This window comes from Candidatus Neomarinimicrobiota bacterium, from assembly GCA_036476315.1.
Classification (GTDB): domain Bacteria; phylum Fidelibacterota; class Marinisomatia; order Marinisomatales; family S15-B10; genus JAZGBI01.
On the sequence record JAZGBI010000085.1, the window covers coordinates 1 to 11,542 of the forward strand.

Here is an 11,542-nt window from a genome sequence, read left to right on the forward strand (position 1 = left end):
CCCCAACTGGTGGCGACTGAAGGGCCACCATCGTTCACAACAGTACCGGTTGTCATTTTGGTGAATGTCCCATCCCCATTGTTCTGATACAGAAAATTATTCGCTCCCAAAGTATTTGCCACAAACAGATCGAGATCCCCGTCGTTGTCATAGTCGCCCCAACTGCTGCCATATGACCGTCCACCATCGTTCACAACAGTACCGGTTGTTATCCTGGTGAATGTCCCATCCCCATTGTTCTGATATAAAAAGTTGTTTCCATTGTCGTTTGCCACAAACAGATCGAGATCCCCGTCGTTGTCGTAGTCGCCCCAACTGCCGCCATCTGATTGTCCACCATCATTCACTACATCGCCTTCCGTGATGCGGGTGAAGGCCGTGACCCAAGTAACCCCAATGGGCGCGTCAGAGGCAACGAAAGTCGCGCCCCCATTCAATGTGCCGTGGTTGCCATTGGGCGTACCATCATAGGTCGTCGTGCCAGTGGATTCATCAAACCGCCAGTAACCAACCAGACCTGTTTCGTTGCCCTGGAGACGGCTGCTCATGCCCCTTTGAATCTCTGTTTGGCTCCGGGCCACGTTCCAGATACGGACTTCGTCAATGAAGCCGTTCATATAGTTATCGTTGTGATGGTCGAGACCGATGCGCACCCCGGTGCCCAAATCCAGCGGCTGCGACAAGGTGGTGTCTCGGTCCAGGCTGCCGTTGACATAGAGCCTGATCCGCTGGGTCGTCGAATCATAGGTCGCTGCCACATGGTACCAAGTATTCTCGACGACGACCGTGCTCCCGGCCCACCACATATCTGAGGTCCCATCATCGGCTCCCAGCCAGATGTGGGCATCGCCGTCATAACCGGTTGTAGTTCCTGGTGATCCTGTGCCCACGCTTCGGATGTAGAAATGGCCTCTGAGACCCATGTTGCCGACCCCCACCGTACCCCAGAGAAGACCTGATGCCACTGCGTTTGCCTTTACCCAGGCGCTAAGTGTAATACTCCTATTTCCGCCAGGCCATTTATCACCGATTTCAACGTAATCATCCACCCCGTCAAAACTCAGGGCGTTTCCCGCCAGGGTAGCCACCGGCGTAACGACTGCCTCGCGTGAAAAGACGCTTGTATTCCCGCCACTATCCAAGGCGGCAATCCGATAGAAATAGGTGGTGTTATTGGCCAGGCCGGTGATGGTCACCGTGGTGTCGGGCTCATTTACCCGGGCCACGGAATCAGTGGGGGCAGGGGTGAAGCCGCTGGTAGTGCTCTGGTAGACCAGGTAGTGGGAGAGGTCGGCCTCGGTATTGGGGGACCAGGCGAGGGTGACCTGATCATTCCCGGGAGATGCGGTGAGATTCTGAGGGATGGAGGGCACACCTATGGGTGCATCTGAACTCACAAATTGGGCACCCCCGTTCACTGTTCCGTTGTTGCCATTTGGTGTGCCATCATAGGTCGTCGTGCCACTTGATTCATCAAACCGCCAGTAACCCACCAGCCCTGTCTCGTTGCCCTTAAGCGCACGATTCATATCAGCCTGAATCTCAGCTTTAGTGCGGGCAACATTCCAGATGCGGACTTCGTCGATAGTGCCAGAAAAATAGTCCGACCCAGTGGAGTTAGAGCCAAAGTAATATCTGTCCCCACCCGTCCAGAGAGTGCTGACACTCATGGATGTTCCCTCCTCAACCCCGTTGACGTACAACCTCATATCACCGTTATTAGTTGCCATGGCTGCCACGTGATACCAGCTACCCGATGATATTGATGTTGAACCTGCAACAGAACGTCCGCTGCCATCAAAAGTGTAATGTTGAAACCTGCCCTCGGGATTAATGCTTAGCTGATGGGACCAACTGGCCGTGGGACCATTAACGTCTGTTCTCACAATGATATTAACAGAAGTCACGTCAGATGGTTTAACCCATGCCTCTATGGTGTACGCTGTGGGATCAGGGACATATGACACACTTACATAATCATCCACCCCGTCAAAACTCAGGGCATTGCCCGCAGGATTTGCTACAGGTGCAGCCACCACCTCATCAGAGAACGAACTTTCATTTCCATCGCTATCCACCGCCGTAATTCGATAGAAGTAGGTCTGACCGTTGGTTAATCCTGTAAATGTCTTTGTAGTGTCGTTTATGTCTCCCGTGGTGGTACTGTCCGTCTTTGTGGTTGGGTTGGCTGTAGTGCCGCCATATATCCGATATCGGAGGAAGTCAATTTCGCTATTGGCAAACCAACTTAAGGTGACCTGCTGATCGCCAGGGGCGGCTGTGAGATTCTGAGGGGCGGCGGGCACACCTATGGGTGCATCAGAATCAACGAACAAAGCACCATTTACCGTGCCGTGGTTTCCATTGTCGGTTAGATCATTGGCATCGGCATCGAAACGATAGTAAGCAACCAATCCACTGTCCGCCGTCTCATAGTACCCTGGACCTAGTGTGTCATTCATTGTGGCTTGGATTTGAGCTTGAGTTCGGGCAACATTCCAGATGCGGACTTCGTCGATGAAGCCGTCAAAAAAGTTTGTGCTCCATAAAGACCTGCCTATTGAAAAACTTCCCAGAGTAGTGTTTATGGATTTTGTTTGGCTCCACTGCAATTCTCCGTCTACGTAGGCGAAGAACTCCGAACCATCGTACACCAATGCAGCGTGATGCCAATTCCCATCATTTACATCGTTTCCCACAGAGGGATTAACATCATCATTCCTTGATACAAATCTTATGTAAGAAGTTGATCCGGATATAGTCTCAAAAAGCCCGAAGTTTGACGCCAAAGCCCCATTTCCATATATAAATAGAGATCCTCCGTCTTCACTTCCCTGACTGGTGATCTTGAACCACAGTGACATGGTCCTGCTGGATCCGCCGGATGGAAATCCGGCAGTAGCGCCACTTACATAATCATCCACCCCATCAAACTGAAGCGCTTGCCCTGGATTCTGTGCAAGCATTGATACAGGCACCAACAAACAACCGATCCCCAAAAGGCATGAAATGATGGCAGTGACAGGGAACAAAGTCCTAGATTTCACAATTGTTCCACCTTCTTGAAAGTATCATGCAGGGACAAGATTGATATACCGAAAGACCCACAGGTAGAATTTACAGCCCACCTACCTCAACGCAACGAAAAAGTGGGACCACTCAGCCACTCCCCTGAATAGGGTCAAGTGAATTACACAACTATTCTAACGTCAGGAAGATTACTGATTTCGCCTCGGTTATAGCACGCAAATACCGCGACTCCGTGATTCAGGCTGCAAATTTCTTGAAATTTCTGACAAAGACTGCATCTCCTGAAGAGGGCAGTAGTACTTTGCATACCCTGACAAAGTGGCCCCAGGATAGTCCTGAGAAGTGCGAGAAGGCGTTTCTGAGCGAGGCAAGCTTAGTATGCGATGAAAGTTTATTGAAGAAGTTAATTCTTGAGCAGAAATTCCCGTTGAGGAGAACTGCGCCCAAAATCAATTGCTTTAAGTGGGTGAAACGTGATATCTTCTGGAGGTCCGCAGGATGTCCACGGGATCTCGAGGATCCTGGGGACTGTGCACAAGTCAACGAGCCTCATATCAAGATCCTTTGAAAGATCCTATGGAAAACCGAGTGTCAGCCAGCTGGCGGATCAAGTTGAGATGGGGAATATCGGTTATGATTGTTCAAGAAAACACGGAGGTGAGGAATGAATATCTACGTAGCCAACTTTTCTTATGGTGTTACCGAAGACGATTTGCGAGAGGCTTTTGAAACCTACGGTCGCGTCGAATCCGTCAATATCATTAAGGACAAGTTCAGTGGCGAATCAAGAGGATTCGGATTTGTGGAGATGCCCACAAAAGCTGAAGCGGAGTCTGCAATCACCGGCTTGAACGGGCAGGATTTGAAGGGTCGAACGCTTAATGTTAACGAGGCCCGTCCCCGCACTGAGCACCGTCGGGGTGGAAGGCGGCGCTTCTGATTGGGTAAAATGCTCTAAATCCACCCGACGCTTTTTCCAAAACAGTACTTACTCTATACACAACACCTCGTTCTTAACCAAGTCCATATCCGGTTCTTACCTTTCAAAATCTGAGGGAAAGACAACTAAGACCACCGTCAAGCTTCCGAAATTCTGAAACATCTACCTCAATAACCTGATAACCAGCACTCTCAATTGATTTCTTAGTATTCGGAAACCCCATAGGAATCAAAACATTATCATTTACCAAAACACAATTTGCCGCACATTCTTCATCAGCATCAATTCTTAGAATGACAAAATCTTGAAATTCTGATTTCGAAACAAATTCACCAGTGGCCACTAAGTTATCATTACCTAAAAAAGCTACACCGCTTTTCAAATGTAGTGCCTTTTCCAAACTCAAAGTGGAGCATGTGGATCCATATGACATCAAAATATTAACCAACTGATCAGTTCCCTCCTTATTTGTTCTTTCAGATAAACCTATATAATAATGATTTTCAACCTTCAAGATATCGCCCGCATCCAGCGACCCTGGTTCGTTTATTCTTTCTATGTTCGTAAAATAGTCACGTAACACCCTCTCTATTTTGATGATTTCACCTTTTCGTGAAAATGCTCCGGGATTTGCGATGACCGCACAATATGGAGTCAACAGTGCTGTGTCCTCAACGAACGTAGAATCAGGGTAGTCCTCGTCTGCATCAAGCACTAGAACCTCAAGGTCGCACTTTTCGAGAGCTTTAATATATTGTTGGTGTTGATTGATGACTTTTTCATAATCAGGAGGGCCCAGATTCGTGGTTGTTAGGCCGTTGATTATGTTCCGGCACGGGGTCCGAACAATCGCTTTTGTAAAGATCATTTTTCCGGGGTCGGGCCAAGCCATCTCATTGATATTCAAAGGAAATCGTTCAAGAAATGACTGTTTTCAAGGCCTAAAGCACCATTTTCAGTGCCAAAATAACCCTTCTCAGGAGCAACTGCATCGCCTGAAGGCCGTTGTGTCTGCACACTTTTCCGACATCATCATAAAATAGTTGTACTCTCTATCAGTTACTTCATTGATGTTCTTGCCCTTTAATTTCAAGAACTCAGCATTTTTGCAAGGGTCGGTCGAGGACTAAGGAAAGACAGAGTAAGGGCTAACCAAGGAGAAGATCAACATTTAGCAAATATTCTTCATTCTAACTGCTCTCATGTCCATACGCCACTCTCCGCAATGCGGACATCACATGCTGAGTTCATCCCAAATCTTTTCGGCGTTGATTCTACGATATATGACTGCTGCTGATACAAAAAAATCATCACAGATCAGCTTTGAAATGGCATCTTTAAGTGCTTCCTCATCATCTGCGATGTCACGATATTTCTGAATGCCATCACTTTTTTCTTTAATCTTGTCTATTAGTTGATTTCTCGGAACCAACAATCTTCCTGCAAATTCATAAGCTTGGCTTTCAAACCAACGATTATCCTCTTCCTTCATTTTGATACGGAAATCTACCCACTCTTCGATTCCTGCAAATTGAATTTGGCTTATCTCGATCCTGTGAAGAATGAGATGTCCAATTTCATGTGCGAACGTAAATCGGAGCCTCTTTTCCTGCCTTGGGTCCTCATAAAGGTCCTGATCAATACAAAGGGTTCTGAGGTCACTTTCAAGAAATGCTTCTACGTCACTACGATGTCTGAGTCCTGGTTGGGGATTTATTCTAATGTTAAGATCGATTTCAGCAATTTCAATGATAGGCACAGGTATCTTGTCCGGAGGTCTAACGTATTCTTGGCGGAATTTCTCAGCCTCATCTCTAATGTGGTCCCAACTTAGACGAGGAGGCAGGATATTGGTCAATCAGCTTTCCCTAAGGATCTTGACAATCTCTCTCAATTCTCGCGTGGTAGGTTTTTCACCCCGAATTGTTCGAAAGAAAATGGGGAGTCTGTTAACCAGGTTCGAGTCAACCAACTCGCTTGGAATATGGCTAACAGCCGCTAACTCTTTAAGAGTCAAATACTCTTCAGAATCGTTTCCTAAACCGAGGGCCTCAGCAACTGAATTCAGAACTTCCTTGGTTCTGGGTGCCGGATGTAAACCTCTCTCTGTCTTACTCCAATTACTCGGATCCAGTCCTGTTGTCCTACAGAATTCTCTCAGGGTGATCCTTCTTTCAAGTCTAAGATTCCTGGCATATTCACCGAAGCTTGCCATGTATTCCTCCCTATTCTCAGTATTTTTTTGTGGTATAAAGTTACCACACCGTATTTAAAGTAGAAATAGTTTTGATTGTTCCCAAAAAATCCCGCTAGATGATTTCGTATCTATTTTGCGGTCCGTGAACTTTTCATACATTGATACTTGTAGAATATTAAACGCGTTCAATTCAGATGAACTGCGCCACAATGTGAGTCACATTCACAACTAAAATCCCCTACCCCCGTCCGGTTTTTCGCCGGAGGAAAAGTTGGTTATAAAACATATGTTGATTTCTATTGAACAGCCGATCCCATCCCACCTGGGCGGGACAGGGCCAACCGTATTTCAACCCTTTTCAGACCAAATTGCAGCCCGGACCTGCGCACGCTGTGCGGGCGGGGCGGCTTGGTGAGTCCGGTGGTGTCTCGTTGACAAACAAAAATGTTGGCAAGCAAATGTTGGCAATCGGTCAATAGTTATCTTTATGTCAACTGACATCTGGAACCACCGACGCAGGGATTTTCAAAATTCGGTCCTAGCTTAGATTAGTGAAATTACAGCGACTGATGGCCAAGAAATGACTATGCAATAATGTATTATTAGTATAGTAAGCGACCTTCTAAGACTGCTTGCCTCGACGTCTTGCTTCTGATGTGGGAGGAATAAAGGCTGAGGTATGCCGTTTCTATACGGTTAGTAATAGTGATCTCCACCTATCGAGGAGGGGATATGTTAATGAGCCGAGGAATACTGCGATCTATCTGATAAGATATCTAAGGTGAGATTCTTTAGAAGGAAATTGGTAAGGCATTTGAGAATAGGAAAGTATAGTACAGTAAGTGGTGTTATACAAAGAGTGAAAAGAGAGATTCTGAAAGACAAGAATATTGAAAAGCGGGTTGAGGAATTGACTGCTAAACTATCCAAGAGTCAAAGGCAGACTTGACCCCTCTTCTACTACCCCTTCAAGAACGGTAGGAGCCCACCGCGATCTGCGTCTGTAAGTAAATACTGTGACAGAATACCCAGGACAATACCAAAGGTAATATGTGCGGTAAGTGTCAATAGAAAGTATTGTGGCCAGGCGAAATTGATTCCAAATAATCCTACAATCGGAGCCATCGGAGGGCCTATCATCATACCCAATTCCATCATCAAGAGCCAGACCACAGCCCAGAATACAGATTTGGAATAGTTCTTCTGCTTCCCCCATACGAAAGTATAAAACAGACCAAAGTTTGCACCGTTCATGAAATGAATAAAGGCTCCGGCTGGATAATATACTGAAAATGATCGGCTTCCTGTCCCCATTTTCCCAAACATGGCGACCGTGTCACCAGGCAGCCATCCGTTGATCACGCCCATTTCTCGGAAGTAGTCAAGCGAGACCGTAGCTAAGGCTCCGACTCCCAAACCGACGACAATTCTCCGGAAGAGATCTCGGTACCTCTTCTTACTGTAGAATATGATCCACAGAAGTATTAAGAGCGCAGGAATGTAAACAAAGGGAATATATCCCGACGCAAATTCATGAGCGACCCTGATGATTCTTGGTCCCAAGGAGACGTCTTTGACGTACTCAGCATATCCAAACGATAGAGTAACAAGCTGAATAGGAACAGCGCCCCCTGTAAACAAGGCTACAAGTATCAGGAAGGCCCTTTTCTTGTTCAATTTTTCTTCTATTTGTAAGACCCTATTGTTGAACTGCTAAACTGATTTTGTGGACAACCTCTTCCAGCTCTTCGCCAATGCTTTCTAAACCTTGATATTGAGAGAACAGATGGGTTGGTTTGATGTACTTTATGATCACTTTCTTATCGGGTCTTTCCATGATCGCTAGTTTGAGGGGAGGTTCGATTGATCCCAACGGATTGGTCTCGATGATCCGTTTCATATATCTCGGATGGAAAAACAGCAATTGTTTCATTCCTCCAACCTTCTTATCCACCATTTTCAACATTTTCTGCGCATCTATTTCCTTGATTAGCATCAGGTTTTCTTCCTCTATAGCTGCTGCTAATATCTCAACCGTGTCGTTGAAATCATACGCTGAAGCCCGTATCACTTGAGATTCCGGTAATTTCATGGATCTGGCTGCCGTCTGATCTTGTGCGGCGGCAGCTTGCCAGAATACCAGAAGGAAAACACTGACATAATAAGCATTCCAGTTTCTAGTTAGATGCATAATACCCTCCTCATTTGTGAATCGATTAAAGGCATCTCTGATTTGAGAATAGCGAAGCCCAACAGGCTGAGTGCCAGGATAGATGCATAGAGTCTGATAGGCTCGAGAAAAGAAAACGCCTCAAAGACAGTTGAACCCGCTATTAACCTGAGAGCTGGCCCTGTGCAACACAGGGACGCCACACCTGCAGTAACCATACTCGTCACTAAAGTTTTATTCATTGCGAGGCGAACCTCTTAACTTATTGAATAATTGAACAAGTAATTGAATACTATTACAAAACATATTTAAGAAAGTTCCCAGTTGATCATCCCCCTTGGGAAATGGGGTCAAGTTTGCTGGCGACTGGTGACTGGATACCGGTTGATTGGTTGATTGGTTCACTGGTGACTGGATCCTTGATATTTGCCTGCCCCGTAGGGAAGAATGACCGTACGGGGGCTCTTGGTTCTTGGCTCTTGGACCTTGACTGCTGACTGCCAACTGGTGACTGGTTGCTGAATCCTTGACACTTGATCCCTGACACTTGATCCTTGCTACTTGCTTCTGGATCCTTGACACTTGATACTTGTTCCTTGCTGCGGGTTTACAGGTAATCCTTCAGAACTTCATAGAGCTTGTCCGCGATTTTTTCTACGGAACCGTCAACCTTCTCCTTTCGCCTGGCTGGAATCTTGGCTGTCTCAAGGCGGTTCACACGGGTGGGGGAACCGGCCAGTCCGAGTCGGTGTTCCTCTACCCCCAGGTCGTCAGCATTCCAGACGGTCATCACGCCATCTTCCCCAACCAACTTCTTGCGTTCAAAATCGGGGAACCGTACCAGGTTGCATCCGAGCTCTACTGATACCACGGTTGGGAAAGGAACAGCCAACCACTCGTGCCCGCCCCTTCTAGCCCGCTTCCCCTTCAGGCGGCCATCCTTCATCAATTCAAGCTCTGTCACGTAAGTCAGCAGTGAGTAATCGAGCCATTCGGCAATCCCGGGAGGAACTTGCCCCGTGGCGGAGTCGGCGCTCTCCTCGCCGCAAAGCACCATATCAACCTCCCCGATCTTCTTTATCCCGCTAGCAAGCGTAAGAGAGGTGGGAAGAGTATCTGCCCCTGCAAAGGTGCGATCCGATAATAGGATAGCCTGGTCGGCGCCCATGGCTATTCCAAGCTGCAAGAACTCTGTGAAAAAAGGGGGCCCCATGGAGAGCAGGATCACTTCCCCTCCATATCTTTCCCGGAAGGAGAGAGCCATCTCGATAGCGTTCTTATCAGGCTTATTAATCTCGTTTCGGGCTTGAGCCCGGTCCAGGGTCATGTCTTTCTCATTGACGCGGACCTCCTCCGGCTTAGGAACCACTTTCATGGAGACGACGATCTTCAGCTTCATCCTCGTTTCTCCCGTACCTTCGAAATCAGAGCGGGAAGCAGGTTGTGAAGATCTTCGACCACAATGTAGTCGGCACGTTCGAAGATGGGGGCGTCAGGGTCAATATTGATGGCGATTACCACTTCCGATTCATCAATGCCGCAGGTGAACTGCACGGCCCCACTAATACCGGCACAAATGCAGATCTTCGGCTTAACGGTGTAACCGGTTTGCCCAATCTGATGGTCGCGGGAGATCCAACCGTTGTCAGCAGCAACGCGGCTGGCCCCGACCATCCCCCCGAGCAGGCTGGCGAGTTCCTCGACCTTGCTAAAGTCCCCATCAACTGCCGCACCTCCTGCCACGATGACCTCCGCCTGAGTGATGTCAACACCCCCGCCAGTCTCCTTCTCCAAAATCTTACCACGGATCTTATCCTTGCTAAACCGGGGCACTGAAACCTCCTCGATCTCCCCTTTTCCCTCCGTCTCGATAGTCTGGAAGATTCCAGGCCGGACGGTCACCATCTGAGGTCTGTGTTTAGGACACTCCACCAGCGCCAGGATGCCTCCTCCGAATCCGGGGACGGCTCCCACCAATAATCCGGACTCCGGTTCGATCTCCAGGCGGATGACATCGGCGATCAGTCCCGTTCGGATGCGAACCGCCGTTCGACCGGCCAGATCCCTGCCATTGTGGGTCGCTCCTATCAGAATGATGTTTGGCTTTCGCTCGGCCACCAGGGCGCTGAAGACCTCGGTGTAGGAATCTGAAAGGTAATTTCCCAGAATGGGGGCATCTACCATGAGAACCCTGTCTGCCCCGTGATTCAGGGCTTTCTCCGCTGACCTTCGCACCTCGTGTCCGAGCAGCACCGCAGTTACACTCTCGCCACTCTCTGAAGCCAGTTCTCCCGCCTTTCCCAGCATCTCCAGGGAAACCTCTCGCAATTCTCCCTCCTCGTGCTCCAGATACACCCAGATCCCACGGTACGAACCACTGTCAGTATCAGCGGTACTCATAAGACTCTGTGCGCAGTAAACTCAGCCAGATCGAAGATCCGAATACCGTCAAGTTTCTCCGTCTTCAGGCTATCTTCAAAGTTTTGAACACAGAAGGGGCAGGCGGTCACAACCGCATCGACTCCCAGCTCTGCCGCCTCGTTGACCCTCAGGTTGGAGAAGCGCTCGCCCGCTTCTGTCTCCAGAAACATTCTTCCTCCCCCGCCCCCGCAACAGAGGGTATTGGCACGATTTTCCTCGAACTCCTCCACCACGACCCCCGGAAGGCTCCGGAGTACCTCCCTGGGTTCTCGAGTCAAGGCTCCGTAGCGGCTCAGATAGCATGGATCATGATAGACAACTCTGATCTCCTTTCTACTATCCTTAAGATTGGCCTTGCTGCTCTGATTCACTTGCAGTCGATCATCGGCCATCAGCAGAGCCAGATACTCAGTGTAATGAAAGACTTCATATTGACCCTCGTGTTCCGGATAGACGAATTTGAACATCTCATAGTCGTGAGGAGAAAAGGCCACAATGGTTCTGACTTCCTTCTTTTCGAAAATAGCTATATTCTTCCGAATTAGTTCCTCCAGGAACCCCTCTTCCCCGACATATCGGACAAGGTCGCCGCTGTCCCGTTCATCCTCACCCAAAGCTCCGAACTTGACATCGGCTGAGCTCATGAGACTAGCCAGGCTGCGAACTGCTCTCTTCATTCGCGGATCGTAGCAGGCTGCAGAGCCAGCGTACAGAAGAATTCCTCCAGCTTCCTCTACCTTGGGGATCGAAAGGTCCTCGCACCACCGACCACGTTGGGAGGGGG

11 protein-coding genes are annotated in these 11,542 nt (G+C 48.5%); 2 read left to right on the forward strand and 9 right to left on the reverse strand.

Features of this window, described 5'->3' with window-relative positions:
• The coding region (locus V3U24_08500) for a LamG-like jellyroll fold domain-containing protein (protein MEE9167479.1) at positions 1-2,978 on the reverse strand (2,978 nt) is incomplete at its 3' end.
• A gap of 305 nt (positions 2,979-3,283) precedes the next feature.
• Between V3U24_08500 and V3U24_08505 the strand changes: the two genes are divergently transcribed.
• Together V3U24_08505 and V3U24_08510 are read left to right on the forward strand one after the other, a co-directional pair.
• Positions 3,284-3,598 (forward strand): hypothetical protein, encoded by a 315-nt coding sequence (locus V3U24_08505; protein ID MEE9167480.1) that lies wholly within the window; start codon positions 3,284-3,286, stop codon positions 3,596-3,598.
• 96 nt (positions 3,599-3,694) lie between these two features.
• Complete coding sequence (locus tag V3U24_08510) at positions 3,695-3,970, forward strand: RNA-binding protein (GenBank protein ID MEE9167481.1); 276 nt, start codon at positions 3,695-3,697, stop codon at positions 3,968-3,970.
• 103 nt (positions 3,971-4,073) lie between these two features.
• Here V3U24_08510 and V3U24_08515 read toward each other — a convergent pair whose 3' ends face one another.
• From V3U24_08515 to V3U24_08550, 8 genes are all read right to left on the reverse strand, one after another.
• Positions 4,074-4,835, reverse strand: coding sequence for a N(G),N(G)-dimethylarginine dimethylaminohydrolase (locus V3U24_08515; protein MEE9167482.1), 762 nt, complete (start codon positions 4,833-4,835; stop codon positions 4,074-4,076).
• Positions 4,836-5,204: 369 nt separating this feature from the next.
• On the reverse strand, positions 5,205-5,828 hold the full coding sequence (locus V3U24_08520) for an ImmA/IrrE family metallo-endopeptidase (protein MEE9167483.1): 624 nt from the start codon (positions 5,826-5,828) through the stop codon (positions 5,205-5,207).
• Positions 5,829-6,185, reverse strand: a complete 357-nt coding sequence (locus V3U24_08525; GenBank protein MEE9167484.1) for a helix-turn-helix transcriptional regulator — start codon at positions 6,183-6,185, stop codon at positions 5,829-5,831.
• A gap of 942 nt (positions 6,186-7,127) precedes the next feature.
• Positions 7,128-7,844: a hypothetical protein gene (locus tag V3U24_08530; protein ID MEE9167485.1), complete on the reverse strand. Its 717-nt coding sequence runs from the start codon at positions 7,842-7,844 to the stop codon at positions 7,128-7,130.
• 22 nt (positions 7,845-7,866) lie between these two features.
• Positions 7,867-8,358, reverse strand: coding sequence for a DUF302 domain-containing protein (locus tag V3U24_08535; protein ID MEE9167486.1), 492 nt, complete (start codon positions 8,356-8,358; stop codon positions 7,867-7,869).
• A gap of 586 nt (positions 8,359-8,944) precedes the next feature.
• Positions 8,945-9,736 carry an electron transfer flavoprotein subunit beta/FixA family protein gene (locus tag V3U24_08540; protein ID MEE9167487.1) on the reverse strand — a complete coding sequence of 264 codons (792 nt, stop codon included), beginning with the start codon at positions 9,734-9,736 and terminating at the stop codon, positions 8,945-8,947.
• On the reverse strand, positions 9,733-10,737 hold the full coding sequence (locus V3U24_08545) for an electron transfer flavoprotein subunit alpha/FixB family protein (GenBank protein ID MEE9167488.1): 1,005 nt from the start codon (positions 10,735-10,737) through the stop codon (positions 9,733-9,735). The genes V3U24_08540 and V3U24_08545 overlap by 4 nt, the downstream gene beginning before the upstream one ends.
• Positions 10,734-11,542, reverse strand: an 809-nt coding sequence (locus tag V3U24_08550) for a (Fe-S)-binding protein (GenBank protein ID MEE9167489.1), incomplete at its 5' end; no start/stop codon positions are given. The genes V3U24_08545 and V3U24_08550, both read right to left, overlap by 4 nt.